The following is a 26343-nucleotide window of genomic DNA, read 5'->3' on the forward strand; positions in this document are numbered from 1 at the left end:
AAACGGAGGGAAACCGATGCGGAGAGTACACAGCAAAGAAGTAAAAATGGCCGCACTCGACCGCCTGCAACAACGCGGGATCACCATTGAAGCGATTGCGGAAATCGTTCGGGAAATGCAGCTTCCCTATAAGCCTGATCTCACCCTGGAGATCTGTATGGAAAGCGTATTAGCCGTTTTGCAAAAAAGAGAAGTTCAACATGCCATTCTCGTGGGGGCTGAACTGGACAGGCTTGCCGAGGAAAACCTGCTGTCTGAACCTTTACTGAGCCTTGTCCGCAGTGATGAAGGATTGTTCGGCTGTGATGAGACACTGGCTCTGGGATCGGTGTTCGGGTATGGGAGCATCGCGGTTACCACCTTCGGCCATTTGGACAAACATAAAATCGGAATCATTCGCCAGTTGGACACGAAAAAATACGGTCCGGATGGTCCCGTGCATACCTTTATGGATGATCTTGTTGCCAGCATTGCCGCTTCTGCTGCGAGCCGTCTGGCCCATCGGCTGAGGGATGAAGAGGAAGCAGCGGAAGAACACAGACGTGCGGCGAATTAAAGCAAGAAAAAAAGACCCCGCTGAGTCCGGGGTCTTTCTCATCAGCCCGAAAAAACCGGGCTTGAGGAGGGAACATGTCAGGCTGGATGCCTTCACAAGCGAATCGCTTGTTTCCGTACATCATATGCATCCGGGAACGGGAGGCTTTCGCTCTGACGCAAAATGTGCGCATCCCCAAAAAGGCATGAAATCCAAAGAGGAGTGAAAAAATAGAGAAAAAGAGGAGGATGCAATCATGGGAAAATGGGTTTATTGGGCTAAATTGTATGATAGCCGCTTTCAGGCGCGCTGCCTGGCTGCACGCATGGAAGAGGATTGGTGGCTCTACGGGTACGACAGTCCGGAGACTGTGGAAGTTTTCCGTTCCAAACGAGGTCGATACGGGGTTCGTTATATCTGGAGAAAAAAATCTTAAAAAAACCCTTGCGCCTGAAAAAAAATTATTGTATAGTATTAAATGTCGCTGATGATGAAATGACAAATTGCCGCGGGGTGGAGCAGTCGGTAGCTCGTCGGGCTCATAACCCGAAGGTCGCAGGTTCAAGTCCTGCCCCCGCAACCAACTTGGAGCTGTGGTGTAGAGGCCTAACATGCCTGCCTGTCACGCAGGAGATCGCGGGTTCGAATCCCGTCAGCTCCGCCACTTTCTGGTTGGGCCTATAGCTCAGTTGGTAGAGCAGTCGGCTCATAACCGATCGGTCACAGGTTCGAGTCCTGTTGGGCCCACCAATTTTCCCATCCATACATATCAAACATGGGCAGTTAGCTCAGAGGGAGAGCGCTTCCTTGACACGGAAGAGGTCGTAGGTTCGATTCCTATACTGCCCACCAAATTGTAAGAAAAGCCGTTTCCCGTATGGGGAGCGGCTTTTTGATATTTTTAGGTGTGCTTGCTCAAATCCTTTTTGTTAAGGCAAGGCTACTACATTTAGAGCTAGGTTTTGATAACCTGTTCCACATGAACATACAATTTATAACGATCCAGAAGCTGATGTTGTACGGAACGGGTCCGGAGTTTAAAAAAGAAAACCGTTTGTGTTTTCATTTCAAATGAGGCTTAAATATCTTTCGTATTTATTAAGCAAACATTGTTTTGGTAAAACGCTGGTCAGTTTCTCTTTATGAACAATGTTATTAAAGAACAAATAAAAAATGTACTAACTACATAAACCAATAAGTAGTCAATTTGTATCATTGTTTCATGATAAATATACTTTTTCACAACCATATAGGCAAAAAAACAGAAAATAGGATAGAGTCAAAATTATTTTTGAGATTTCCCCATTAGAAATCGTACTCTTTCATCAAGTTCGGGGGAGTTTGTTCGTGTAAAGCGGAAGTATCGATAAAGCTCAGCCGCAATAAGCCCGGCTAGAAGACCTGTTAAAATACCCCAGTTAAATTGTTGTTTGACAAGACTGACAATAAAAAAAGCAAAGAATACACCAAGGAGACCCCCAAAAAAATAATTGTTTTCATCTTTGATCCTCCTTTAACCAAAATATCTCTTCAACTTGTTTGTTAAAGTATTTAGCAATACGAAGTGCCAGCTCTAAACTGGGATTGTACTTATTTTTTTCAATCGCATGAACCGTTTGCCTGGTAATACCGAGATCTTGTGCCAACTTGAGTTGAGATATTTGCTTTTTCTTCCTTAACTCCAGAATACGATTGGTAACCATAAAATCACCTGAAATGTAAAACATTGTTTACATTTTGAATATAACCCCAAGATGTATAGATGTAAAGAATTATTTACATTTTTTCTTACAAAACACCGGGGCATGCCTGTTGAATTATCAAGGAAATCGTGGTTGGAGCCGTTCCATTGTTTCAGATGAATGATCCGGTGTTCAACAACATTAGATGCACAGGTGCCGCACAGGTTTTATTTGGGGGAGAATACGGGGTGAAAAGGAGACGAAATGAAGAGGATTCACAGGAGCACAAAGCCGCTTTCGTTGGATGGGAAAAGGGTTTAATATAGATTTGGACGTTTTTTCTTATCACTCATTTACATCAATCGATAGGAGAATAATCGATGCGGCAATTAGTGCTCATGATGGGGGCTCCGGGAGCCGGAAAAAGTACATTTATAAAAGAAAAAGGACTTGAACCATACACGTTGTCACCTGATACCATTCGTGTTATGTATCAGAATCCGGTTCTTACCAAAGATGGCGTAACCCAGATCACATCGGCAAATGATAAAGTTGTATGGGAGTTCCTGTTCCGGGTATTGGAAGAAAGGATGAAGCGTGGGGACTTTACCATTGTGGATGCCACGCATTCGACAGCTTCTGCCATTAATCAATACAAGGAACTTTGTCAAAAGTATCGATATCGTTGTGCCGTTGTGGATTTCTCCAAGGTTCCGTTGGATATTTTGTTGCGCCAAAATTTAGAACGGCCTGTTTACAAACGTGTTCCCGAGCTTCAAATCATGAAGATATATGAACGCTATCAGCAGCTATCTGTTCCCGGGTGGGTACAAGTCGTTCAGCCTGCGGATTTTGATGACTTTATCCGGTTTAAGCCTCTTGACTTTTCCAAATGGAGGAAAATTCACCATATTGGCGATATTCACGGGTGCTATGATGCTTTGGCGGAATATCTCAAAGATGGCCTGAAAGAAGATGAGCTTTATATCTTTTTAGGCGACTTTTTGGACCGTGGCCCTCAAAACGCGGAAGTGATGAAGCTGATGCTGGAGATATACAACCAGCCAAACGTCATTCTGATCGAAGGGAATCATGAACGTTATATCTGGTCCTATGCAAACGGGGAAGAAATCGGATCCAAAGAATTCAAAGAAAGAACCCTTCCCGATCTCGAAAAAGCCGGCATCAGCAAGAAAGATCTTCGTCTGTTCTACCGTCGTTTACGCGTCCTCGCTTATTATACTTATCATGATAAAACGGTATTGGTCACCCATGGTGGTCTGTCGGCTTTGCCAGGGAATTTAATGTTTATATCTGCTGAGCAGATCATTGACGGAGCCGGAACTTTCGATTTGGATATTGATGAGATCTGGGATCGGAATACCGGGAAGCAATTTTATCAAATTCACGGGCATCGGAACTTGTATCGTCTGCCTGTTTCTGCTGCCATTCGATCTTTCAATCTGGAAGGACAAGTTGAGCATGGTGGTCATCTTCGTGTAGTGACATTGACTCCAGACGGATTTCATCCCATTGAAATAAAAAATAACAACTATCTTAAACAAGAAAAACATATTCCTGAGTCTCTTCAAGAAAATAAGCTGACCGTTGAAACGTTGTTGGAATACATGACGAATCACAAATTGATTCAGGAAAAACAAGTGGCAGAGAACATTTACTCTTACAACTTTTCAAGAAAGGCTTTTCAGAAGGCCGCTTGGGATACAGTGAATGTGAGAGCGCGCGGTCTTTTTATCAACAAAAAGACAAAAGAGATCGTCAATCGATCCTACAATAAATTTTTCAATATCAATGAGAGGCCGGAAACAAAGCTGGCCCGTTTGGCAGAAACTCTGCAGTTTCCCGTTTCCGTTTATACAAAGCCAAACGGCTATTTGGGAATGTTGGGATATGATTCGGAAGCGGGGCAATTGGTTTTTTCGTCCAAATCCGAGCTGAGAGGGCCATTTGCCGAATGGTTTAAAGAGCTTTTTTATCAAACATGCAATGACGAAACAATCAAAAGTATGGAAGAAAAGCTGAAAGAGGGGTTCAGCTTTGTATTTGAAGTGATTCTTCCCGAAAAAGATCCTCACATCATCAAGTATGACAGAGATCAGTTGATTTTGCTTGATGTTGTTTATCGTACTCCTGCTTATAACAAATTGCCTTTTCATGAAGTAAAAGAGCTTGGTCAGACCTTTCATATTCCGACGAAGGAATTGGTCACCACTTTTGACAGCTGGCTCGACTTCTACTCCTGGTACAAAAAAATCACTTCCGACTATTCCATTGAAGAAGAGGGTTATGTCATTGAAGACGCCAAAGGATTTATGACCAAGTTAAAGCTCCCTTATTATCTCTTCTGGAAACAGATGAGAGGAGTGAAAGAGGCGATGGCACACAAGCATGGGCGCAAGATTGATCACGGGCGTCTCTATACTCCTCTTCACATACAGTTTTACAACTGGCTGAAAACACAGGAAATGGAGGATATCAAGAACGCAAGCATTATTCAGCTTCGGGATCAATTTTATCGGGAGGTTGGTGAATTTTCCTGTGTTTAAAAAGGCCGTCCGGCTTTTGGGATGAGATGGCAGGGGGCAATCCTCTGCCGGATTGTCTCGCCAAGGTGGTTTTGGCGATGTTCCGGATCCTGCGGAAAAGAAAATAAACCCCGCCAATAAAGCGGGGCAAACGGACTATTTTTTCTCGCCGGCCGCAGAAGGGATCTGGATGAGCGGGCTTGCGCCGCCTTGGACGGTCGGCATTTTGCCATCCCATTTCTTGATCCATTCGTACTGGACAATGGCCGGAGTGAGCGATTGTTCCAGAATGCGGTTGGCCTCGGCCTGTCCCTGTGCCTGGATGATCGCCACTTGTTTCTTGCCTTCGGCTTCAATTTTGTTATTGATCACTTCCTGTTTTTTATTGGCTTCTTCCCGTTTCAAATATTCCTGGCGGTTTTGCGCATCAGCGATGGCCTGGATCGTTTTCAGCGTGTTGGAATCGATCCGCACATCCGACAGGGAGAAGCTTTCCAGGATAATTCCGTCTTTTTTAAGAATATCGCCGAGGTTTTTTTCAATTTCTTTCGTCACTTCCTCGCGATGTTCGGAGTAGACGCCGAGGACGCTGTATTTGGTCGTGACCGATTGCATTACCGTTTTGAGTTGGATTTTCATATAGGTGTCTTCGATATCTGGGGCCTCGCGCCGGCGGAATTTGGTGAAGATATGCGGCAATTTATCCGGCTCCATATGATACGAATAAACGACATCCACGTTGACGGATTTGCCGTCCGAGGTATTGACATCTATGGATCCATCCCTTGTTTTTCCTTCATGCGGATTTTTGGTCAGATAGACGGTTTCCGTGGAGACCGGGTACTGGGTCACGCTCTCCCAAGGCCAGTGGAATCGCAGTCCCTGGTCAAGCACTGTTTGTTTCAGGCCGCCATTCAGGCTGAATACCACTCCTTTATAACCTGGTTCAACGACGGCTGTGCAATTAGCGATCAGGATAAGCAGAAAGGACATCCCGATCAGCACTGCAATAAAGCCAATCCATCGCTTTTTTCCACTTCCGCGAACAATCGGGGTCATTTTCTTCCACCTCAATCTAGTTTTTTCGATTTCATTTCTATTGCTCTTCCGGTTTATCAGGATGGTTCTCATCCTGTTTGCTTTTGGGGGTCAGAACTCTGATTACCCAATTTCCGATCTTTTCGTAGTAGGGGATGAGCAAAATGAGCAAAACGCACAGGATAAAGATGATCAATAATGCAGCCATGCTTTTCCTCTTTTCCGGGGCGATTTGCCTCCTTGGTTATTTATAAATAAAAACATATTACAATAAATTAATTATATGTTGCAGAGAATAATACCTGCCAGAAGAGACGTTGTCATAAAAAATTCATAAAAAACTGCTTGTCAAATGGGAGGGAATAAGGTAGAGGCCATAGTCTTGATTTGAAATCATGGCAGGGTCGATCCGAAAGCGGGCCTAATGGCACATTCCATGTTTTCTTCGTTTTGGATGGAAGCTGGCTGCCCGGAAATCCCCTTGTTTCGACCGCGGTTTAGCCGGCGCAGTTTTTGTTCGACTGTCTGTTCATGCTGATTTCGGCTTTTTCATTTGTTAAAAAAGAAATCGGCATTTTGTAAATTTTATAATAAATGAGGCTGATTTTTTTTAATGGAAATCGTTGTGGAAATGCCCATCTTTAATGGAATATCCGGGATGATAAAAATTATTGATTATTAATGATTTTATTGACACAAAATTATGTATTTTATAATATTAAAAAGAACAACTTTTTTGAACTGGAATGTGAGGTCCTCTCAGACGGAAAGGCACGACCGGTCAGCCGCCGGATTTCGGACGGATGGATTTACTTCCCGACTCTCACCGAAGATCTTCTGATACCAAAAAGGGGGAAGTTCCTTGAGCATTTTAATTTTTAATCGTCTGCCTTATTATGATGCTCCTTATGAAAAGTGGTTGGAGGACCTGAACGAAGATTTGTTTTTATTGACGTCAGATCAGCTAGGCAAGGATTTTCACGGCTTTAAACAGGTATTTGCTTTCGATCGTTATGATTTTAACAATTCCGTCGAGTTTACAGCTTTGCAATTGTACAAGCAGTCACCTTACAGACGGGTGATCGCGACGGCGGAGAGGGATATTTTGCGCGCAGCCTATGTTCGCCATTATTTTGGCTTAGAAGGCCAATCGTTGCAAAGCGCGATTGCCTTTCGCGATAAGGTGAAGATGAAAGAGATCCTGAGTGCGGCCCGAATTCGCGTCCCGGCTTTCCAGCGCGTTGATTCTGTCGTCGATCTTTACGAATTTATTGAAGAGCAGGGATATCCGGTGGTCGTTAAACCGGTTGACGGAATGGGTTCTCGCAACACGACGGTTTTGGATTCGGATCAGGATACGATGGAGTACCTGGCCCATGGATTAAGCCCGCACCTGGAAGTGGAGGAATATATCGAAGGGGAAATGTATCATATTGACGGATTGGTACTGAATGGACAGATCAAGCTCATCTGGCCTTCAAAGTATCTGAATCATTGTTTGGCTTTTCAGGAAGGAAAATATTTGGGAAGTTATCTTTTATCTCCAGAAAACCCCTTGACAGCCCGTTTGCAATCTTATGTTTCCTCGGTTTTGCGAACTTTGCCCACCCCGACTCATACCACTTTTCATGCCGAAGTTTTCCATACACCGCAGGATGAACTGGTTTTGTGTGAGATCGCCTGCCGCACGGGCGGATCACGCATTTGTGAAGAATACCGGCAAGCATTTGATGTGGATCTGACCAAGCTTTCCATACAGGCGCAATGCGGGTTAAGCGTTGATGTTCCCGAGCGTGTCGCCAGACGGGAAGGGCCGAAAACCCAGTTTGGTTTTATCGGGATTCCGCCCAAACACGGGGTTTTTCGCCTGGCGCCACGGCGGGAGGATTTTCCGGACTGGGTGACGGAATATCGGGTGTTGGCCAGACCCGGACAATATTTTACCGGTGCGCATACCAGCGTCGATTATGCGATTACGCTGGTAGTATGCGGCGACTCGGAGGCACAGGTATATAGCCGGTTGGAAGAAAGTGCCCGGCTAGTTGAGCAAAAATGGGTTTGGAACTGAAAAAAGCAGCAGGGGAAAGGAAGGCCAGTCAAATGGCCTTCTGTTTTATTTGTAAAAATTGCACTTCTATTATAGAATTGTATAAAAATTTTCACCAAGGAGGAGTACTTGTGACAAAAACAGCCCTGATCATGAATCCGGCAGGGGTAGCCGCAGTTCTTGCCGTTTTAATCGCGATCTCCTTCTGGCTGGATCGATGTTTTCGCTTTTTTTCCTACTTGGGAACCGCGATTTTGGTGATTTCCGGAGGGGCGATTTTGGTAAATCTCGGCATTATTCCTCCGTCGATTGCCCAAAATCCGGACGATTTAAATCCGGTTTATGAATTTGCCAATGATTATTGCGTCCCGCTCTCCATCGTCTTGCTCTTGCTATCCGCTGATCTGAAAAGTTTGCGCCATATGGGAAAACCGGCGTTGATTTCGTTTGCTTTGGCTTCTTTGGGAACCGCGGTCGGGGCGATCATCGGCGTTTGGGTGACAGCGGATGGCATCGGGGCGGAAGCGTGGAAGATTGCCGGGCAATTTTGTGCCAGTTATATTGGCGGCGGAGTCAATTATGCAGCCGTGGGGGCAGCGTTTCATACTTCCCAGTCGATGTATGCGACAGGTGCGGCGGCCGATAATATCATGACAAATCTGTGGATGGTGGCGACGGCGATTCTGCCGAGTTTGTTGCGCAAATATTATTCCTCCGTTTACCAGCCGGGCCGCCATGTGGAGAAAGCGGAAGAAGATTATCAGAAAAAGAAGGAAATTTCCATTTACGACATGGTTATCCTGGCTGCAGTCGCTTTTGTGGTTGTGGCTGTATCCGACTGGCTGGCGCCCATTATCAACAAAGGGATCGGATTTGAAATTCCATCGGTTATCTGGTATACGACTTTTGCCATTCTGATCACCCTGTTTACACCGATGAACAGGGTAAACGGAGGAGCAGAGTGGGGCAATTTTTTATTGCATTTTTTCTTTGCCACGATGGGCGCGGGAACCATTCTCAGCACTCTGGTTGACAAAGGGCCGGTTGTCTTTTTGTTCCTGGTGATATTGGTAGGGATTCATGCCTTCATCGTCTTTGGCTTTGGCAATTGGTTCAAAATTGATGTCGAAGTGCTGGCTGTGGCGAGCCAGGCTACTGTTGGCGGACCTTCCACCGCTCTGGCGCTGGCCTCATCCAAACGGTGGGTTTCACTGATCACACCGGGCGTGTTGATGGGGTTGCTCGGCTATGCGATTGGAAACTATGCCGGGATCGCTGTCGGGAATTGGGTGAAGTTGCTTCTCCATTAATGAGAAATACCCCCGATCCTGCAAAGGCCGGGGGCTTTTTCCCTATTCTCCGCCGGGGCCATCCGGCAATGCGGACAGAGAAGCTGAATCGAGGCTGGGCAAGTTCTCCACCCGGTCCAGCTTTTTCTTCATCGTTTCCGTTTGCTTTGTCGCCTGACCAATCGTTTTGCTGGCTTCATCCAGTTTGCGTTGCGCCTTTTCCAAATAGTTGCCGAATTTGAGCAGATCCGTTTTCATAATGCCCAGCCAGCGCCAGGCTTCGGTGGTGTGTTTTTCAATGGCCAGTGTGCGGAAACCCATCTGCAAGCTGTTTAAAAAAGCGGACAGGGTTGTCGGCCCGACAATCGCCACTTTAAACTGCCGCTGTACCGTTTCCCACAATCCGGGCCTCCGCAGGATTTCGGCATACAACCCTTCGAGGGGGAGAAATAAAATGGCGAAATCAGTGGTGACCGGCGGATAAATGTATTTGTCGCTTATTTTTTTTGCTTCCTGCTTAATGCGCTGTTCCAGCTGTTTTCCCGCCTCATTGATCAGCTCCGGATTTCCTGCTTCCTGGGCTTGAAGCAAGCGCTCATAATCCTCCAGCGGAAACTTGGAATCAATCGGCAGCAAGACGGGAGGAGAGCCTTCCTGTTTGGCCGGCAGTTTAATGGCGAATTCCACATGTTCTTTGCTGTTTTTCTTGATCACGGCATTTTTTTCATATTGGTCCTGGGTCAACAGCTGTTCCAGGATGTTTTCCAGTTGGATTTCCCCCAGAACACCGCGGCTTTTCACGTTGGACAACACTTTTTTCAGGTCGTCAACCCCGGCCGCCAGATGCTGCATTTCTCCCAAACTTTTATGTACGCGCTCCAATCGGTCACTTACCAGTTTGAACGATTCTCCGAGCCTTTGTTCCAAGGTGGCGTGCAATTTTTCATCGACGGTCTGTCTCATTTCTTCCAGTTTTTTCTGGTTCTCCGTCTGAATTTGCGCCAGTTTCTCCTCCACTTTGTTTCGTAACTGCTCCAGCTTCTGTTCGTTCATGGCGGTGAGATCGCGAAGTTGACGGGAAAAGGAATCAAGCAGGTTTTTCTGCCCGGATGCGACATCTTGAATGGTAGTGAGCGTCGATTTGGTCAACAGGGAAAAAGACTGTTGCAATTCTTTGCGGTTTTCGAGAGCGGCATGATTGGCTTCCTGCCGGTGGTATCCCATTTCTTCGCGCAACGTCTTTTCAGTTTTTTCCTGTGCCAGCAGCAGCAGGCGCAGTTGCTCTTCGATCTGCTGCCAATCACTTTTGGCGGAGTTATGCTGCCGGAATAAAAAGAGACAGAGGATGATCCCGTTAAGCAGAAGAGATAACGTGGCAATCCATGTGGCCATCCAACATCACACCTTTTTGTGGGAATTTTCCTTCTGTTAATTATATCGAGAACCGCGCAACCCTTCATTAACTTCCCGATCTGTATTAAGATAGAAACGACAGAAAACACCTGTGTTTTGTCAAATACAGCCGGAGGGTGAAAATAAATTAAGCAAATCGGGGGAGGGAACACCGCGATCCGGCTATGATCCACTTTCAATGAATGCCCCGATGAGCTGACTGACGCTGCCATAGACTGAAAATGCGAGTCCTGCCGTTTCGGTATAAACGGAGAGGGTTATCAATCCGGAACATTGCCACAAAAGGAGTATTCAGGGAATGATTGAAACAGCACACAGAGAATGGGCACAGCGATTGGCCCGGCTGGAGCGGGAGTTTGAGCGGAGCGGAGATGAAGAAAGACGGTTGAAGGGCATCGATTTGCTGCGAAAAACGGTGCAAGGGGAATGGTCGATCGCTTTTTGCGGCCATTTTTCCGCCGGCAAATCCACTTTGCTCAATCATTTGCTCGGAGAAGATCTGCTTCCGACCAGTCCGATTCCCACCAGTGCCAACGTGGTGAAAATCACGGCGGGTGAGAACCGGGTCAAACTGTTTCTGAGCGATGGGCGAATTCATGCATACGATGGGACTTACACTGATCAGGAGCTGAAAGATTTGTGCAAAAACGGCGAAGAGATTTTAGCCGTGCACATCCAGCGTCAAACCAACCGCTTGCCGGCCAAAGTGGCGCTGATGGATACACCGGGCATCGACTCGACGGATGCGGCTCACGAACGCGCCACCCGCTCTTCGTTGCACCTGGCGGACGTGATTTTTTATGTAATGGATTATAACCATGTGCAAGCGGAAGGGAACCTGGAGTTTATCAAACAGTTAATCCGCCGCCGAAAGCGCGTTTATCTGATCATCAACCAAATCGATAAACACCGGGAAGAGGAACTGTCCTTTTCCGCCTTCTGCCAAAATGTGCAACAGTCGTTTGCCGATTGGGGTGTGAACCCGGAAGGGGTTTTTTACACGAGCATGCGTGATCCCCTCCATCCTCATAACCAGTTTGCCGAATTGAAAAAACGGATCGGGGAACTGATCGGACGGAGGTTTGAACAGTTTGACCAAACGATTCGAATTGAAGCGGAACAATTGCTGAAAGAGCATATGCAATTTTTGGAAGAAAGGGATCGGGAACAGCTGGAAAAATTGGCAGCCAAGCAGGTGCAGCCCGATGGGCCGGAAGGATCGCCGGAAGCGGAAGCGCAAGAGCGGCGAAAAGAAATGGTTCAGTTGAAAGAAGAAAAACAGTCGATCGAGCGCTCATTTGATCAGGGGCTGGAGGCGGTATTGCAAAATGCCTACCTGATGCCCTATGAAGTGCGCGCTCTGGCGGAGCAATATCTGGAGACGCAGCTCACCTCCTTTAAAGTCGGCTTTTTCTTCTCCAAAGGGAAAACGGAGAAGGAAAAAGAGCGGCGGACGCTTGCTTTTCTCGAAAAACTCGGGCAGACGGTTGAGACACAGCTTGATCTTCATGTAAAGCAATATGTGGTGCAATTTTTGAAAGAGCATCACCTGTATACTGAAGATCGGGGAGAGAGAATTTACTCTTTTCGCGTTCATCTCGATGCCCCGCTGCTTGCGCAGACGATCAAGCCCGGGGCGGGGTTTGGCGGGAACTATGTCTTGACTTATACCGATGATTTGGCAAATAAGCTGAAACAGTTTTATCGCCAGGCCGCACGTTCCTGGTTCGGGTCGGTTAAGGAGGAACTGGAGCAGCGGTTTGCGGAGCGGTTGCAGCAGCTGGAGCGGCGGATGAGGCAACTGGCCGAGTGGGAAAACGCTTTATCGGAAATCAGGCGGATCAAGGAGGAGCACAGACAGGCGGAGGAGCGCCTTTTGAAGTTGATCCGCGGGGATACCGAACCCGGTATGGTTGAAATTCCCCGAGAAGCGTTGGAGGAACAAGTTGTAATGCGAAATGAGCGCTTCCTGCCGCAGCGCGAAGAGGTGACTGAGACGAATGAGTTGCCCGGAGAGAGAGAATCAGGAAAGGGAAAGGAACGGGCGACCGCTCATCGGATGGACAGCGTGCTCGCTCAAGTACATGCAGCGGAAGAGCAAATGAAGAGGATTCCGGGATTAACAGCGATCGTGAGAGACCTGGCCCGGAAGCGGGAGCGACTTGAACGCCGGCAGTATACAGTCGCCTTGTTCGGGGCTTTCAGTGCCGGAAAGTCATCTTTTGCCAATGCCTTGATCGGAAAGCCGGTACTGTCGGTTTCCCCCCACCCGACCACGGCGACGATTAACCGGATTTGTCCCCCGACGGGCAGGCATCCGCATGGACAGGCCGTGATTACCTTTAAGACGGGCGAGCGTTTATTGGATGATTTGCGGCAAGTGTACAAATTGGTACAGCAGGAGGTGCGAACGCTGGAAGAAGCGGTTGCACGCATCGGAACGCTGCTGGACGAGCCTGCCTTCCAGACGGGGCAAAAGACGGCTTTGCCTTTTCTCCAGGCGGTGAGGGACGGATTTTCCACGATGAAAGAGCACCTGGGCGGCACACTGACGATCAAGGCGGACGCGATTGAAGAATTTGTTGCCAGGGAAACCAAATCCTGCTTTGTAGAGTCGGTGGATCTTTATTACGATTCACCACTGGCCAGACAGGGAATTACCCTCGTTGACACGCCCGGAGCCGATTCAATGCATGCCCGCCATACGGATGTTGCTTTTCAGTATATCAAAAGTGCCGATGCGCTTTTGTATGTGACTTATTACAATCATCCCTTTTCCAAGGCGGATCGTGAGTTTTTAATTCAGCTGGGGCGGGTTAAAGATGTTTTTTCCCTGGACAAGATGTTTTTTATCATTAATGCCGCCGATCTGGCCGCTTCGCGGGAGGAACTGGCACAGGTGGAGGACTATATCCGCAGGCAACTTTCGGGTTATGGAATTCGGGAACCCCGTCTCTTTTCACTGTCCAGCTTACGGGCGCTGGCGGAAAAAGCGGGCGGGCGTCAGGATCCGCAGATGGAGCGGTTTGAACAGCGATTTTCCTCTTTTATTCTGGATGAACTGCGGGTGGTGTCGATTCGCGGTTTGACCGAAGAGTTGCGGCGTGGTTCCCGCTTTCTCCGCCATCTGCTGCAAACCGCCGAAGCGGGCCGCGAAGCGATGGAAAAGCGGAAAGGGGAGTTGGCTGACGAACGGGACCGGGTGCGGAGAATCATTCAAAACAGCAGGGATCAAGCGTTGGCCCATGCCTTGGGGCAGGAAGTGAATGAACTGCTTTATTATGTCAAACAACGTCTGTTTTACCGATACCGCGACGAGTTTCCGGAGATCTTCAACCCGTCGGTTCTGAGAAGCGATGACGGGCAGATCAAACAAAAACTCCGTGCCTGTGTGCTCCAGATGGTCGATTTTATGCGCCGCGATTTGCTGCAGGAGCTCAGGGCCACTTCCTTGCGCATGGAACGATGGTTAAACGACCGGCAAGATGCATTTATGGCGAATCTGACAAACAACTGCCTGGCTGTGAACGGTGAAATTCCTTTGGTGCCGGAGCGGGAAAGCTCGTATCCATCACCTGATTTCCCGGAGCCGCTCGCGGAGCTTTCGCTTGCTTCTTTTAAAAAGGCGATCTCCTGCTTCAAAAATGCCAAAACCTTTTTTGAGAAAAATGAGAAGGAGAAAATGCGGGAGGAGATGGAACAGGTGCTGGAACCGGCAATTGCCGCTTTTTTGGACGAGCAAAAGCGGTTGCTGACCGGATATTACCTGGAGGAGTGGCAGAAAAAAGAAGCGGAATGGAAAGAAAAGGCCATTTTGGATGCGGAGAATTATTATGATACTTTGCTGGGCGCTTCATCTGCACCGGAAGATTTGGATCTGTACCGGGAAACGGCATCAGGCCTTGCTGAGAATATTGCCAAGGTGGAGCGGTTGTTGTCCTGATTTTTGCTTTGCAACTTGACCGCAGGGTAGCCGAATTTTAAAATAATGAAAGCGTAACATCAGGCACTCCGGACAAGGAGTGCTTTCTTCGCATATCATTGCTTCCAAGATGCTGTAGGAGATGAAGATGAAAAAAACGTCACTGGTATTGATGATGTTTTGTCTGATCTCGGCAATTGTGTTTATGCCGCCGAGCAATCGCGGCTGGTTAAGCGAATTTGCCTTGATCTGGGGAATTAACGATGTTAAACCATTGTCCTACGATCATCAAAATAGCCAAAATCTTTCCGATTCAGGAGAAATTTTTTCTCAAAACCGCTCGTTCGATCAAATTCCGCTTTTCAGCGAACTATCAAATCAGGAAGAATTGCCGACGGTTGCACGCGATGACACCTTGTTCGTAAATCTCGGGGAAATCGCCGACCGCCTCGGCTTTCAGGTAAAGGTGGATGCGCGTGACGGCACAATTACCATCCGGCATCAGTCTGATACATTATCGATGGTGCAGGGAATCCCGGTTTTGAATTGCAACGGAATCTTTGAACCGATGGAACAAGCTCCTGTCATTCAGAACGGAAATGCCCTTGTGCCTCTTTCCTTCATGGACCGGGTTTTGCAACAGCAAGTGGTTGTGATCGGCAAAACCGCGGAATGGCAAGTGAATCCTGCGTCGATTCCGGTTTTTGCCCCCAAGCGAAATTTGCCCAAAATGTCGGCCCGGGAAATGGCCCGTTATCTGTCATTTCTCAGAAGCCCGATTCGCGGAGCGCATGTGAGCACGCACGATTCGCATCTTCCCGGTGCGCCCCGTACTTATCGTCACGGGGTACATGAGGGATTAGACTGGTATACTTATGGAACAGGCGTTACGATCAGCAAACGGACTCCGGTTTATTCCCTGGCCGATGGAGTTGTGGTCAGAGCCGATGTTGATTATCAGGAGATGACGCCTGCAGAGCGCAACCGGTTGATGGCTGTGGCCGGCCAAAGCGATGGGCAGACACCGGCCTATATTTTGGACAAGATGCGCGGCCGGCAGGTCTGGGTGCAGTACGGCAAAGGGGTAATGGCCCGTTTTGTGCACTTGAGCCGGATTGCTCCGGGGATCAAAGCAGGGCAGACGATCAAAGCAGGCCAACTGATCGGCTATGCCGGCAATTCCGGAACGAGCGACGGTGTCAAAGGCAGTGACCAGGGGGTTCATTTGCACCTGGATCTGCTGCTTTACGGCGAATGGTTCTGGGATGGCTACACCGTGCAGGAGCGCCGGGAAATATTGGATAAAATTTTCGACAAATAAATGACAGGAGACCCGGGGTGTTAATCGTTCGAATATGATTAACACCTTATTTACTATCTCTTTCATTTCATAAGTTATCATGGTATTATACAAAAATGTCACGTCTTGCACGGGCAGAGGTGAGGCTGTTGAAAAATCTGGCTTCTTGGTTGATTCGATCGGATCAGTTTTTGATCCAGCTGGTTAATTGTCAGTGGAAATGCCGTCTGTTTGATTGGTTGATGCCCCGGGTTACCCATTTGGCCGGTCCGACCGCGACTATCGGTTTTTTGATGTTCTGGTACATGTTCATGCCGCGCACTGTCAAGTCGTGGGCGCTTGAAGGTTTTATCGCACTGATCGGCAGCCATGTGGTTGTTCAATTTTTTAAAAAATTGATGCCCCGAATCCGTCCCTATTTGCGGCTGGCCCATTTGCATACTTTTCCCAATCCCCTAACGGATTACTCTTTTCCGTCAGGGCATACGACAGCGGCCTTTTCCATCGCCGTCACATTTATGTTTCATTCGTCACTCTGCGGGGGAGTACTGTTGCCGTATGCGATCCTGATCGGTTTTTCGCGCATGTATCTGGCGCTGCATTACCCGACGGATGTATTGATCGGATCGTGTCTGGGCAGCGGCTTTGCGGCGGGAACGGTCTATTTGTTCGGGTAGTATTGAGGGGCTGTCAAAAGACGAAGGGGACTGCCGCAGCAAAGCATTGCGGCAGTACAATTATTCTTACCAAATCGTTTTAATTGTGCTACAATTAGACTTGGACTGACTTCTTTTGCCCCATTTTCCGTCTTTGTGGGGCTTTTTTCTATCCAAATACATCTGCCGCTTTGCCACCGATATAGGTGACGGTGTCACTCAGCTTGACGGCAAAACCATCGGTGAAATGAATTTTAATTTCCTGGTTGTTCCGGGTGTGAAGAATGACCTGAACCGGAGTTTGCGAAGTCGGGGTAAAGGAAACCGACATTTGCACGCTGGTTTCTTGTGATTCCTGCCCGGGACGACCCACGGGACTCATAGATTCCAATCTTACTCTGTACTGCGGCTGGGATGTAAGATCAAAAATGAAAGGGTGAAGTTCATGGGGTTTCCCCATTGCAATTAATTTCAGCATCTCTCTCTCCTTTTTTGAATTTTACAGAAGATTTCTTATTGTGATACGAGTATACAACCGGAAAAATTTATGTCAATTGTCTTTTTGTCATTGGAATATTATTAGATGTCAAAAATGCGCAGAGAATTGAGATGCAATTTTTATTTTTTCTTTATGGTTGCAGAAAATGCAAACGGTAACGAGGTGGAAAAATGGATTACATTCATCCAATCCAGATTGGCGAGATTCTGCGCAAACGGAGAAAAGAGATGGGATTGAGGCTGGAGGATTTGGCCGACGATTTTATTTCTCCGTCGACCATCAGCAATATTGAGCGCGGAATTACCTATGTCAACGAAGATAAAGTGAGGTATGTCGCAGAGAAGCTGAATATTAACCTGGATCAGATTCATGATTTGATTGCCAAGGAAAAACAGGAAGAGGCGCACATGGAACTGCAGCTGGCTGCCATTGAGAACATGATCGATTTGATGAGTCCGGACAAGGGGCTCGAACGCTTGCGTAAACTTGATGTGCCCAACAATCATCTTTTATCGGCAATTGTTCATTTTTTGCGCGGAAAGATTTATTTGCAAAAAAGGAATTGGGTGAAAGCGCAAAATCATTTTTTGGAAGCGATCCGCATTGTCGACCAAAAGGAAGAATGGCTGAAAACCAATATCAAGGCTGCGAGCTACCATGAACTGAGCCGCATCGCTTTCAGCAACCATGACCCGGGGCAGGCCCTGCGCTACGTGAATGAAGGACTGGAGCATTTTCAAGCCGGAGGGGAACGGGCGTATTATATTTATATTCTGGAAATCGCCCGCATCACCTATCTGAACGAATTGGATCATATTGAAGAAGCGCTGCGGAGAATTAATCAAATTTGGGATGAAATCCATCATATCAAAAGCATCGAAGTGGTGCTGGAGCTTTATAAAGTGCGGATTTCGATCCTGAGAAAGCTGAAGTTGTATGAAGAGGCGATTGCCTATGCGCATCAGGGGATCGAAGTGGCGCGCATCAACAAAAAAACAGAGCAGTCCTGCGAGCTCTGGAGCAGGCTGGGCACGATCTATCTGCTGCAACATAAATGGGAAGAAGCGGAGAACTGCTTTCGCACCGCGTTGAGTTTGCAAGAAAAAATCAAGTCCGACCATATGAAGATCAAAGCGCATACATACCTGGGCCTCGCGTATCTCGAACAGGATAAGGACGAAGCGGCGGCGGAGACATTGCTCGAAGCGCTCGCAATCAGCGACCGCACGCCGCATCCGGAAATTTACCGGGAATCGTATATCCTCATGGGCGATTGTTATGTGAAGCAAGGAAATACGGCAGAGGCGATCAAAATTTATGAAAAAGCGCTGAAAATGGCGCAGAAAAAGAAGGATTATGAGCAGGAACGAAAAATTGTCCTTAAGTTGGCCCGTTGTTTTGAAAATGCGGACAAGCAAAAATTTCAGATTTACCTGGAGCAGTTGTACAAGTTGGATATCAGGGAGCATGCCAAAATGCCCATTGCCTTTTGACCGGGTTGTGAAAAAAGACCTCCAGCCTCTCCGGCGGGGGGTCTTCTTTTTGCGGGCGGGTTATTTTCGATCATTAAAGTACATGGTGCGTCCGTTAAAGAGATGCAGTTCTCCTTTTAGCTGCTTTGCCAGGAATTTGCCGTATTCATTCCCTTTGGCTGTATCCCCGTGGGTCGCTTGATCGGGTAACACAATTTGAATATAGGGGATATTCGTTTCCGCCTCCTTGGCGACACCGACGATCAATCCGTAATAGTGGCTCGGTTTTTTTCCTTTCAGGAGCAGATAAGGAATCCCGTCCTGCTCGCGTTCCTGAAGATCGTAAGGAAAAGCGGCTTCCTGGTAGCCCCAGCCGAGCTGTTTTCCGGTGAGCGACACCATCTCCTGGTAGTAGAGGAACAGGTTTTTCACTTCCTCAAGGGATATGTCTTCTTGTTTCGACCCTTTTACCAACTTTATGTAGGCGCTTTTGCTCAAAGCAAATCTCTCCCATGCTCGCTTTTTTTGCTCCGACTGCAACTAAAATAAGTTTATATCATTTCCAATTGTCAGACAAGGGAAGGGCAAGCCCGTCGTTTCATCATGGCCTGCGCGCCGGGAAGTCTTGACGATGAATCGTGAAGAGAACAGTTTTAAAAATATTGGAAAAAAACGGCTTGCGGCCGTTGCGCACTTATGCTACACTTTGATGTAATTTACTAAGTTGGGGGAGTTTTGATGCGCAAGGCCGATCTTTTGGATGAGCTTCGCGCGGAAATTGGCGCCATGTCAGACAAATACAGCAGTGAATTGGAAAAATTATATCAATTTGTTTGTAATTCGTTATTTGACAACATGGCGGATTATCAATGGGTTTCAATTTACTTGGTGGAAGACTTCTCCTTCTGTCTCAAATTTGAGCGGGGGCAAACGGAATTGCCTCCGGTGATCCCGTTTGGGGAAGGATTCATGAGTTTGGCAGCTGCGAGAGGAAGCGTGGTGCGGGAACGGATCTGGAACCGGACAGAGGTATATGTTCCCTTTTATCACGGCCATCATTTGGTCGGGGTGCTGGTTGTGACGGGGACAGCCGGTGGAAATATCGACGATGAGGATATTTCACTCTTCTGTGAGTTGGCTTCATTATTTGAATCGAAAGTAAAAAAATGCAATTCTTAAATGCAAATACCGGTTTATTACCGAAAAATACAGGGAATAAAAAAACAGAAAAACCGCTTTTTGAAAGCGGTTTTTCATTCCGCTGTGGCAGGTTGGCCAGGATCGGAGGTTGCTGGTGGACAGTTGTCTTAAGGTCCAATCCTGATCCTGCGGTTTTGTGTACCTTCTCTTTTGCGGCGCTTGCGAGATTTTGGTTTTGTTCTTCTAATACAAAAGCGAGGGGGAGAGGACATGAGTCTTTATGAACGTTTGTACGACGAATCCGAAAAAGCGAAAGTTCGGTTTGTTGGTTTTGTTTCCGAACAGGGTCGCTATGATTTTGGAATTGTCTACACGCATATGTTTTTTGGCAAGCCGCTGGTGGTTTGTATGCAGACGGGGCGCTCCTCATTGCTTTCGTTAGAAGATGCCGAAAATCTGGAATATTTGCAGAAGGTCTTTAATTTGCGATCGATGGAGGAAGCGGAAGAAATATCGATTTTTTTCAAAAACAACCTGCCAACCATTACCATCGATGCAGAAACGGAACATTGATGAAAAGAGCAAGTCTTCGGATTTGCTCTTTTTTATTTCCGCTTTGACAAAATTAGTATGTCATAATATACTATAAGTGACACAATAATAAAAGCGCTTTCATTCAAAGTGAATGACATAGATCGAAAATGGACAGAGGAGGATTTTTCATGGAAGCCATCGTCTGCCAATCCTGTGACAAAGTGATCGAGTATGTTGAAGCGGAGAAAGTGGGAACGCTCTACTCCACCTGCGACGGATGCGACCATCGGGAAGAAGAAAAAACCAATCGCCAATAGGGGGCCACAGATCTTATTTGATAAGAAAGACCACCGGTTATCGGTGGTCTTTCTTGTTGACGCATCCCAAAAAGGGGGGTTCGCCGGAGCCGGATTCTTTTCTTTGCCAGGCGTTAATTAACGAATGACGCGGATTGTCTTCAGTGTGGGATCTTCCGGCCCTTGTACGGGCAGTCCGGCTTTGATGTGTTCCACGATATAGCTGATATTATCTTCAGTGATCCGTTCGCCCGGGGCGAGAACGGGAATGCCGGGCGGATAGATCATAATGAATTCGGCGATGATGTGTCCGGCTGACTCGGCAAGGGGGATCGAGACCGTGTCGCTGTAAAATGCCTCGCGCGGGGATAAAACGAGTTCAGGTATTTCCGGGAGGCGGATATTCACCTGTTTGGTTTGCTCCGGTTGGTAAAACCGGCCGGAGAGATCTTTGAGCGCCTCAAGCAGACGGTCGATCGTTTCTTTCGTATCGCCGGGGGTCACCAGACACAGCAGATTGTACAAATCGCTCAATTCCACTTCGACATTGTGGCATTCGCGCAGCCACTTTTCAGCATCGTGTCCATTGATGGCAAAGTTTTTCAAGTGGATGAGCAATTTGGTCTCGTCGAGATCGTACAGGGCGTCACTGCCCAGCCATTCCTTGCCCATACACAGGAGGCCCGGGATTTTGTTGATTTCGCTTCTTGCATATTCGGCCAGTTCCAATGTTCTCTGAATGATCTCATAACCTTCCGTCGCCAGATAGCGCCGTGCTGCATCCAGGGAAGCAAGCAGGATATAAGAAGTGGAAGTGGTGGTCAGCATACTGATAATCGACTGAATCCGGCGCGGATTCACAAGGCCCTCCCGCACGTTTAGAACGGAGCTTTGCGTCAGGGAGCCGCCCAGTTTGTGCACACTGGTGGCGGCCATATCAGCCCCGCAATCCATGGCGGACATCGGCAGGCGTTCGTGGAAATGGGTCAGCACTCCATGGGCTTCATCAACGAGAACAGGAATCCCGTGCTGATGAACGAGATCGACGATTTCCTTGAGGTTGCCGGCCACGCCGTAATACGTTGGATTAATCACTAAAACGGCTTTGGCTTCAGGATGCTTTTTCAGGGCTTTTTCCACTTGGCACGCTGTAATGCCGTGAGCGATTCCCAGGGTTTCATCCATTTCCGGGTGGACGAAGATCGGCAGCGCTCCGGCGAGAATGATGGCGGATAAAACCGATTTATGCACGTTTCGCGGCACGATGATTTTATCCCCCGGTTCTGCAACCGACATGACCATCGTCATAATCGCACCGCTCGTTCCCTGCACGGAAAAAAAGGTATAATCCGCGCCAAAAGCCTCAGCCGCCAGCTTTTGTGCCTCGGCAATTATACCGTGCGGATGGTGCAAGTCATCCAGAGGTTCTATATTAATCAGGTCGATGGACAAGGCGTTGTCCCCGATAAAGTGGCGGAACTCAGGGTCCATGCCCCGACCTTTTTTGTGTCCGGGAATATGAAATTGAATAGGATTTCGTTGGGCATGTTCCTTCAATTTGCTGAACAATGGAGTGGTTCTTTGTCGATCCATGGGCGTTGCCTACCTTTACTTGAATTCATGCACGACCGATAGTATAACAAAAACGGCTTCGGAACAAAAGAAAAATATTCATTTTTGAATGGTACAATCAATGAATAATAATACAATCGATTTGCATAATAAAAAACCTCCCGTTTTTGAGAGGTTTTGCATCTGCCGATGGACTTTGGACGAAGAGTTGGAGCTTTTCCGCAACGGCTTATGCGACGAAGAAGACTGGATCAAAGCGAAGCAGCAAGACCCGACGGACCGTGTTTTCCAGACTTCAACAAGCAGAAATCCTCCCATTTCTGAGAGGATTTCATCGGGGTGAACAAGTGTGACAAGCCGGGCCGGTCTTAACCCCCAAATCCCTGATTTTTGCGCAAACTTCCGCCGGGGTTTAGCGAAGATGAGGTGATTCTATGAAATGGACAGTTTATACAGGGGCTGCAAGGTTTCAAAAGTGGACTCCAGGATCTTCACCATTTCTTCTCCCGTTTTTTGCACGGCTTGTTCGCGTGGCAGAACCGTTCCGCACAAAAACTCGGCTTTTTTGACATTCTCAAGGCGATCGAGCATTTTCAGGGCGTCTTCTTCGCTGAGCTCCCGTTTTTGAATCACATCGGGCACGGTATGATCTTTGGAGAAGTAAAAGGAATCGGGGATCGCCGGCCAAATTTCCGCGAATTGTTCCTTGAAGTTTCGGGCAAACGCCGGCTTGCGGTCACATTCATAAATCAGGGCAAACCACATGAACAGGTGTGTGTCACGGATGCCCAACTGAAAGTGGGGAAGGGCTTTGTAGCCGCGTCTGCCGGTTGACCAGGCAACCCAGGTTTCCTCCGGCGGATTCACAGTTCTGCGCGCATGTTTGGCAATATGTACATAAACGGGTTCCCCGACCAGCGCTGCCAGGAAGGGAGCAATTCGATCGCCGAGCACCCCGAATTTTGGCTGGATATTTTGCCGGATTGCCTCCATGCGCGCCTCCAATCCGGCGATGTTGAACACCGTAAAATCTTTTTCGATAAATGGAGGGATTTTCACTTACATTCACCACCAGGCAAACAGATTTTGTACATATCTTACCACAGATAAGTACAAATCTATAAAAATATTATTTTAAATATTCAGTTTATCATTATAATCACCGTTTCCCTTTCGGTTTAAGAGGCGTAAATTATAGCAAGATCAAGGGTTGAATGCATTTTTTGATGAACTCTTTTCGACAGGTTTATTTCCTTCATTATGGGGCAAAGCTGTAGCCAAGCTAACGAAAATGGGGTTAGCAATTTGGGGCCCAAATCCCGATTTCTTACAATGAAGGGGTGCAGCGGAACCATGGAAGAGGTTATTCGGGCATATCGTTGTCGCACTGCGGAGGAACGCATTCAGGTGTTGAGAATGGAATTGGATTATGAATTGGCCAAACTCTATGAAGCGATGAAAGAGAAGAGCACACACAAAATTGACCAGTGTAAAGCACGGCTGAAGGAAATCCGAAGGGAAATGATGATCCTTGAAGTTTTATAAAACAATTTCGTCTATTTTATAGCAACAGGAGATAAATCAAATTTTGTCGAAAGTGTAACATGCTGAATTTTCGTTGGCGTGTTACACTTTTTTCATTTTTATCATTCCACGATTGGGGGAGGGCATCATATGGAGTGGAAATTGACGAGAGAACCGTTGGCTTCACTGGAAATGGATGCAATCATCGTCTTTCATGCAAATGAAGGAAAATCGGTTCAAGGGGTTGCCCGGGAAGTAGATGAGGCTCTCGGTTTTCGGATTTCCAACCTGATTGCTGCAGGAGAAATTTCGGGGGATTTCGCCGAAGTTACGGACATGCACAATTGGGGAAAAATCCCCGCTGGACGGGTTTTTGTCGTTGGTCTGGGGGATGAGGGAAAACTGGAACTTCATTCCTTCAAAAATGCAGTGGCTACCGCTGCAAGAGCGGCAAAACATAAAAAAGTGAAAAGTCTGGGGATCGATTGTCCTTCCTTCATGATCGAGAGATATAACTCGGTTGACGTGATTCAGTCGATTGTGGAAGGGATTGAATTGGGAAGCTATCAGCATCATTCCTATAAATCTGAAGATAAAAGCGAAAGCTTGGAAGAGATTCGCGTCTTTGGAGATCAGGTAAAAGATTCGGCCTTTGCTGCGGGGGTTGAACGCGGTCGCATTTTTGCCCGGGCCACCAACTTTGCCCGCTATCTCGTGCATGAACCGGCCAACTTTATGACCCCGGAAGCATTGGCCGATCATGCACGGGCCATAGCGGAAAAAAGAGGGATTGAACTTGATATCCTGACCGAGGACCGGCTGCGGGAGTTGGGCATGAATGCGCTGTTATCCGTGGCTGAAGGCAGTGCAAACCGGCCGCGGATGATTGTCTTGTCCTATAAGGGGGCACCGGAGTCGGATGATGTAATCGGGCTGGTCGGCAAAGGAGTAACCTTTGACAGCGGAGGATTGCAGCTTAAACCCGGCAAAGGGATGGGCGAGATGAAAGATGATATGGGCGGAGCGGCAGCTGTACTGGCAGCGATGGATGCGATCGGCGAACTGCGCCCGCACAGCAATGTCATCGCTGTCATTCCAGCCTGCGAAAATATGACTGGCAGCAGAGCATTTCGTCCAGGAGATGTGATTCGCTCTTTTAGCGGGAAAACAATTGAAGTTCATCACACCGATGCGGAAGGGCGACTGATTTTGGCTGATGCCATTGCCTATGCCAAGCACCTTGGCGCAACACGACTGGTTGATATCGCCACGCTGACGGGCGGGGTTGTGGTTGCACTGGGGCATGTAGCGAGCGGCCTGATGAGCAACGATGCGCAGTGGGCCGAAGAAGTGAAAAAAGCGGCTCGCATCGCCGGGGAACGGGTCTGGGAACTTCCGATGTACGAAGAATACGAGCAATATGTGGATAGTGAGATTGCGGATGTGAAAAACGATGCCGGAAGCACGGCCAGCTGCATTCAAGGAGGTTTGTTTTTGCGCCGGTTTGCAGAGCCTGTTCCATGGGTGCACTTGGATATTGCGGGGACGGTTACCGCTCCGGAGGAAAAGGGGATTTTTGTCAAAGGAGCGACCGGAACCGGGGTTCGGACACTGATTCAACTTGCGATCTGCCAGGGATAATAAAGATCAGACATCAGGACTGGGCACGGAACCCTAACCGTCTCCAGTCTTTTTGTTTGAAAAAAAGGAAATCGTTATCCTTGGGGGATCCCGAATAAGTTAGATTGTATTTTGGAAAAGAAAGGAGAGCCAAACGTTGCGTATATTGGTAACAGATGAGGCTTATCAAACGCTCGTCGGCAAAAAGCCGGAACCGTCGGCCGTGCTCCGCATTGCGGCGATTACGGAGGGATGCGGTTGCAGCAATGATGCCATGTATGAGGTAAACTGGGATCTGCCGCAGGAGAATGACCGGCATTTTGAGATTGCGAAAGACTTGAGCGTGGTTATCGATCCGGGAAGTCAACTTTATTTTGAGCCTGAATTGATCATTGACTTTGACCCGGAACGGGGAACTTTTTCCCTGAAAAACAAAAGCGAGATTTTTATCCGGCAAATTTTTCTGTGAAGGAGGATCATGTTGCCACAGGTCGAGATTGTCGCACATCGCGGTTTTTCCGAAATTGCGCCGGAAAATACAATGGCTGCTTTCAAGAAGGCGCAGGCAGCGGGAGCTGACGGAATCGAACTCGATGTGCAATTGACGAAGGATGGGGAGGTTGTCGTCATTCATGATGAAACGGTGGACCGGACCACCAACGGTTCCGGATTGATCAACGAGATGACCTGGGCACAGGTGCGGAAACTGGATGCTGGTCGCTGGTTTTCCGAGGCGTATGCCGGGGAGACGATCCCGACTCTGCGGCAGGTATTGGAATGGGTGGCCGGGACTTCACTTTGGGTCAATATTGAATTGAAAAACAACCGCTTCGCCTACCGCGGACTGGAAGAAAAAGTGGTGAAGGAGATTGAGCGAACCGGTTTGGAGAGGAGGGTGGTTTTATCTTCCTTTAATCCTCTGAGCCTGCGTCATCTGGCTGCCTACCGTCCGGCGATGGAGAGGGCTCTTCTCTATGAACACAAAATGCCTGCTCCTTGGATTTATGCCAAGTTGATCGGGGTTAGCTCCATTCACCCGCACTTTTCCGTGATCACGCCGGCCATCGTTGAGCGTTGCCGGGCAAAGGGGATCGCTGTTCGCCCATACACGGTGGATGATGAGGGGATGATGGAGGAATTGATTGAAGCGGGAGTGGAGGCGATCATTACCAATGTCCCCGATCGATTGTTTTGGATTTTGAACGGTTGACGAAGCCGCCGCTGAAGTTGCCAGTCCGGGCGGGGGATGCTAAAATGA

At 47.9% G+C, this 26343-nt stretch carries 24 protein-coding genes and 4 tRNA genes; 20 read left to right on the forward strand and 8 right to left on the reverse strand.

The window, feature by feature from the left end; translation table 11 throughout:
- Nucleotides 1-16 precede the first annotated feature (16 nt).
- The 6 genes from I8U18_RS02215 to I8U18_RS02240 all read left to right on the forward strand — a co-directional run bounded on the left by I8U18_RS02215 (nt 17) and on the right by I8U18_RS02240 (nt 1387).
- Complete coding sequence (locus tag I8U18_RS02215; RefSeq protein ID WP_033100194.1) at nt 17-556, forward strand: phosphatidylglycerophosphatase A family protein; 540 nt, start codon at nt 17-19, stop codon at nt 554-556.
- 235 nt (nt 557-791) lie between these two features.
- On the forward strand, nt 792-971 hold the full coding sequence (locus I8U18_RS02220; protein ID WP_198055345.1) for a hypothetical protein: 180 nt from the start codon (nt 792-794) through the stop codon (nt 969-971).
- Between the two features lie 71 nt (nt 972-1042).
- Nucleotides 1043-1118, forward strand: a tRNA-Met gene (locus I8U18_RS02225).
- 4 nt (nt 1119-1122) lie between these two features.
- Nucleotides 1123-1199 (forward strand) — tRNA-Asp (locus I8U18_RS02230).
- A 10-nt stretch (nt 1200-1209) separates the two neighbouring features.
- Nucleotides 1210-1285: transfer RNA gene (locus I8U18_RS02235), tRNA-Ile, on the forward strand.
- 27 nt (nt 1286-1312) lie between these two features.
- Nucleotides 1313-1387: transfer RNA gene (locus I8U18_RS02240), tRNA-Val, on the forward strand.
- Between the two features lie 644 nt (nt 1388-2031).
- Here the strand turns inward: I8U18_RS02240 and I8U18_RS02245 are convergent.
- Entirely contained in the window at nt 2032-2238 is a 207-nt protein-coding gene (locus I8U18_RS02245; protein ID WP_033100198.1) for a helix-turn-helix transcriptional regulator, read from the reverse strand.
- Between the two features lie 359 nt (nt 2239-2597).
- Here I8U18_RS02245 and I8U18_RS02250 point away from each other — a divergent pair, with 359 nt between their 5' ends.
- Nucleotides 2598-4784, forward strand: coding sequence for an RNA ligase (locus tag I8U18_RS02250; protein ID WP_198059871.1), 2187 nt, complete (start codon nt 2598-2600; stop codon nt 4782-4784).
- A 135-nt stretch (nt 4785-4919) separates the two neighbouring features.
- On the opposite strand, the gene I8U18_RS02255 is transcribed toward I8U18_RS02250, so the two are convergent.
- The gene (locus I8U18_RS02255) at nt 4920-5822 is read right to left on the reverse strand and encodes a prohibitin family protein (protein ID WP_198064437.1); all 903 of its coding nucleotides are present in this window, start codon (nt 5820-5822) and stop codon (nt 4920-4922) included.
- Between the two features lie 37 nt (nt 5823-5859).
- The gene (locus I8U18_RS02260) at nt 5860-6009 is read right to left on the reverse strand and encodes a hypothetical protein (protein WP_160173820.1); all 150 of its coding nucleotides are present in this window, start codon (nt 6007-6009) and stop codon (nt 5860-5862) included.
- Between the two features lie 654 nt (nt 6010-6663).
- Between I8U18_RS02260 and I8U18_RS02265 the strand changes: the two genes are divergently transcribed.
- Together I8U18_RS02265 and I8U18_RS02270 are read left to right on the forward strand one after the other, a co-directional pair.
- Entirely contained in the window at nt 6664-7869 is a 1206-nt protein-coding gene (locus I8U18_RS02265) for an ATP-grasp domain-containing protein (RefSeq protein ID WP_033100201.1), read from the forward strand.
- 110 nt (nt 7870-7979) lie between these two features.
- Nucleotides 7980-9158 carry a DUF819 family protein gene (locus I8U18_RS02270; RefSeq protein ID WP_198064438.1) on the forward strand — a complete coding sequence of 393 codons (1179 nt, stop codon included), beginning with the start codon at nt 7980-7982 and terminating at the stop codon, nt 9156-9158.
- Between the two features lie 42 nt (nt 9159-9200).
- On the opposite strand, the gene I8U18_RS02275 is transcribed toward I8U18_RS02270, so the two are convergent.
- Nucleotides 9201-10529, reverse strand: coding sequence for a DNA recombination protein RmuC (locus tag I8U18_RS02275; protein WP_033100203.1), 1329 nt, complete (start codon nt 10527-10529; stop codon nt 9201-9203).
- Nucleotides 10530-10848: 319 nt separating this feature from the next.
- Here I8U18_RS02275 and I8U18_RS02280 point away from each other — a divergent pair, with 319 nt between their 5' ends.
- The 3 genes from I8U18_RS02280 (at nt 10849) to I8U18_RS02290 (ending at nt 16449) form a co-directional block, all read left to right on the forward strand.
- Nucleotides 10849-14493, forward strand: coding sequence for a dynamin family protein (locus I8U18_RS02280; RefSeq protein WP_198064439.1), 3645 nt, complete (start codon nt 10849-10851; stop codon nt 14491-14493).
- Between the two features lie 127 nt (nt 14494-14620).
- On the forward strand, nt 14621-15793 hold the full coding sequence (locus I8U18_RS02285; RefSeq protein ID WP_198064440.1) for a M23 family metallopeptidase: 1173 nt from the start codon (nt 14621-14623) through the stop codon (nt 15791-15793).
- A gap of 95 nt (nt 15794-15888) precedes the next feature.
- Complete coding sequence (locus I8U18_RS02290; RefSeq protein WP_081943746.1) at nt 15889-16449, forward strand: phosphatase PAP2 family protein; 561 nt, start codon at nt 15889-15891, stop codon at nt 16447-16449.
- A gap of 148 nt (nt 16450-16597) precedes the next feature.
- On the opposite strand, the gene I8U18_RS02295 is transcribed toward I8U18_RS02290, so the two are convergent.
- Complete coding sequence (locus I8U18_RS02295; RefSeq protein WP_198055632.1) at nt 16598-16906, reverse strand: hypothetical protein; 309 nt, start codon at nt 16904-16906, stop codon at nt 16598-16600.
- Between the two features lie 191 nt (nt 16907-17097).
- Here I8U18_RS02295 and I8U18_RS02300 point away from each other — a divergent pair, with 191 nt between their 5' ends.
- Nucleotides 17098-18420: a helix-turn-helix domain-containing protein gene (locus I8U18_RS02300; RefSeq protein ID WP_198055633.1), complete on the forward strand. Its 1323-nt coding sequence runs from the start codon at nt 17098-17100 to the stop codon at nt 18418-18420.
- A gap of 60 nt (nt 18421-18480) precedes the next feature.
- On the opposite strand, the gene I8U18_RS02305 is transcribed toward I8U18_RS02300, so the two are convergent.
- Nucleotides 18481-18897, reverse strand: a complete 417-nt coding sequence (locus I8U18_RS02305) for a DUF1885 family protein (RefSeq protein ID WP_033100207.1) — start codon at nt 18895-18897, stop codon at nt 18481-18483.
- Nucleotides 18898-19137: 240 nt separating this feature from the next.
- Between I8U18_RS02305 and I8U18_RS02310 the strand changes: the two genes are divergently transcribed.
- The 3 genes from I8U18_RS02310 to I8U18_RS02320 all read left to right on the forward strand — a co-directional run bounded on the left by I8U18_RS02310 (nt 19138) and on the right by I8U18_RS02320 (nt 20390).
- On the forward strand, nt 19138-19578 hold the full coding sequence (locus I8U18_RS02310; RefSeq protein ID WP_033100208.1) for a hypothetical protein: 441 nt from the start codon (nt 19138-19140) through the stop codon (nt 19576-19578).
- A 231-nt stretch (nt 19579-19809) separates the two neighbouring features.
- The gene (locus tag I8U18_RS02315) at nt 19810-20112 is read left to right on the forward strand and encodes a DUF3055 domain-containing protein (RefSeq protein WP_033100209.1); all 303 of its coding nucleotides are present in this window, start codon (nt 19810-19812) and stop codon (nt 20110-20112) included.
- A gap of 149 nt (nt 20113-20261) precedes the next feature.
- The gene (locus tag I8U18_RS02320; RefSeq protein ID WP_081943747.1) at nt 20262-20390 is read left to right on the forward strand and encodes a GapA-binding peptide SR1P; all 129 of its coding nucleotides are present in this window, start codon (nt 20262-20264) and stop codon (nt 20388-20390) included.
- A 117-nt stretch (nt 20391-20507) separates the two neighbouring features.
- Here I8U18_RS02320 and I8U18_RS02325 read toward each other — a convergent pair whose 3' ends face one another.
- Nucleotides 20508-21962 carry an aminotransferase class I/II-fold pyridoxal phosphate-dependent enzyme gene (locus tag I8U18_RS02325; RefSeq protein WP_198055635.1) on the reverse strand — a complete coding sequence of 485 codons (1455 nt, stop codon included), beginning with the start codon at nt 21960-21962 and terminating at the stop codon, nt 20508-20510.
- 411 nt (nt 21963-22373) lie between these two features.
- Nucleotides 22374-23000, reverse strand: a complete 627-nt coding sequence (locus I8U18_RS02330) for a YktB family protein (RefSeq protein WP_033100211.1) — start codon at nt 22998-23000, stop codon at nt 22374-22376.
- Between the two features lie 294 nt (nt 23001-23294).
- On the opposite strand from I8U18_RS02330, the gene I8U18_RS02335 reads away from it, so the two are divergent.
- The 4 genes from I8U18_RS02335 (at nt 23295) to I8U18_RS02350 (ending at nt 26295) form a co-directional block, all read left to right on the forward strand.
- Nucleotides 23295-23486, forward strand: coding sequence for a hypothetical protein (locus tag I8U18_RS02335; protein ID WP_033100212.1), 192 nt, complete (start codon nt 23295-23297; stop codon nt 23484-23486).
- Between the two features lie 129 nt (nt 23487-23615).
- Nucleotides 23616-25106: a leucyl aminopeptidase gene (locus tag I8U18_RS02340; protein ID WP_198064441.1), complete on the forward strand. Its 1491-nt coding sequence runs from the start codon at nt 23616-23618 to the stop codon at nt 25104-25106.
- Nucleotides 25107-25242: 136 nt separating this feature from the next.
- On the forward strand, nt 25243-25554 hold the full coding sequence (locus tag I8U18_RS02345) for an iron-sulfur cluster biosynthesis family protein (protein ID WP_198055637.1): 312 nt from the start codon (nt 25243-25245) through the stop codon (nt 25552-25554).
- Nucleotides 25555-25566: 12 nt separating this feature from the next.
- Nucleotides 25567-26295 carry a glycerophosphodiester phosphodiesterase gene (locus I8U18_RS02350; RefSeq protein WP_232336274.1) on the forward strand — a complete coding sequence of 243 codons (729 nt, stop codon included), beginning with the start codon at nt 25567-25569 and terminating at the stop codon, nt 26293-26295.
- Nucleotides 26296-26343 lie beyond the last annotated feature (48 nt).

It is taken from the genome of Thermoactinomyces sp. CICC 10522 (genome assembly GCF_016055075.1).
GTDB classification, from domain to species: Bacteria; Bacillota; Bacilli; order Thermoactinomycetales; family Thermoactinomycetaceae; genus Thermoactinomyces_A; species Thermoactinomyces_A daqus.

Coding starts and splice junctions, on each gene's coding strand:
- I8U18_RS02215 (WP_033100194.1), top strand. CDS start 17: ATGCGGAGAGTACACAGCAAAGAAGTAAAAATGGCCGCACTCGACCGC.
- I8U18_RS02220 (WP_198055345.1), top strand. CDS start 792: ATGGGAAAATGGGTTTATTGGGCTAAATTGTATGATAGCCGCTTTCAG.
- I8U18_RS02245 (WP_033100198.1), bottom strand. CDS start 2,238: ATGGTTACCAATCGTATTCTGGAGTTAAGGAAGAAAAAGCAAATATCT.
- I8U18_RS02250 (WP_198059871.1), top strand. CDS start 2,598: ATGCGGCAATTAGTGCTCATGATGGGGGCTCCGGGAGCCGGAAAAAGT.
- I8U18_RS02255 (WP_198064437.1), bottom strand. CDS start 5,822: ATGACCCCGATTGTTCGCGGAAGTGGAAAAAAGCGATGGATTGGCTTT.
- I8U18_RS02260 (WP_160173820.1), bottom strand. CDS start 6,009: ATGGCTGCATTATTGATCATCTTTATCCTGTGCGTTTTGCTCATTTTG.
- I8U18_RS02275 (WP_033100203.1), bottom strand. CDS start 10,529: ATGGCCACATGGATTGCCACGTTATCTCTTCTGCTTAACGGGATCATC.
- I8U18_RS02280 (WP_198064439.1), top strand. CDS start 10,849: ATGATTGAAACAGCACACAGAGAATGGGCACAGCGATTGGCCCGGCTG.
- I8U18_RS02285 (WP_198064440.1), top strand. CDS start 14,621: ATGAAAAAAACGTCACTGGTATTGATGATGTTTTGTCTGATCTCGGCA.
- I8U18_RS02290 (WP_081943746.1), top strand. CDS start 15,889: ATGTCACGTCTTGCACGGGCAGAGGTGAGGCTGTTGAAAAATCTGGCT.
- I8U18_RS02295 (WP_198055632.1), bottom strand. CDS start 16,906: ATGCTGAAATTAATTGCAATGGGGAAACCCCATGAACTTCACCCTTTC.
- I8U18_RS02300 (WP_198055633.1), top strand. CDS start 17,098: ATGGATTACATTCATCCAATCCAGATTGGCGAGATTCTGCGCAAACGG.
- I8U18_RS02310 (WP_033100208.1), top strand. CDS start 19,138: ATGCGCAAGGCCGATCTTTTGGATGAGCTTCGCGCGGAAATTGGCGCC.
- I8U18_RS02315 (WP_033100209.1), top strand. CDS start 19,810: ATGAGTCTTTATGAACGTTTGTACGACGAATCCGAAAAAGCGAAAGTT.
- I8U18_RS02320 (WP_081943747.1), top strand. CDS start 20,262: ATGGAAGCCATCGTCTGCCAATCCTGTGACAAAGTGATCGAGTATGTT.
- I8U18_RS02325 (WP_198055635.1), bottom strand. CDS start 21,962: ATGGATCGACAAAGAACCACTCCATTGTTCAGCAAATTGAAGGAACAT.
- I8U18_RS02335 (WP_033100212.1), top strand. CDS start 23,295: ATGGAAGAGGTTATTCGGGCATATCGTTGTCGCACTGCGGAGGAACGC.
- I8U18_RS02340 (WP_198064441.1), top strand. CDS start 23,616: ATGGAGTGGAAATTGACGAGAGAACCGTTGGCTTCACTGGAAATGGAT.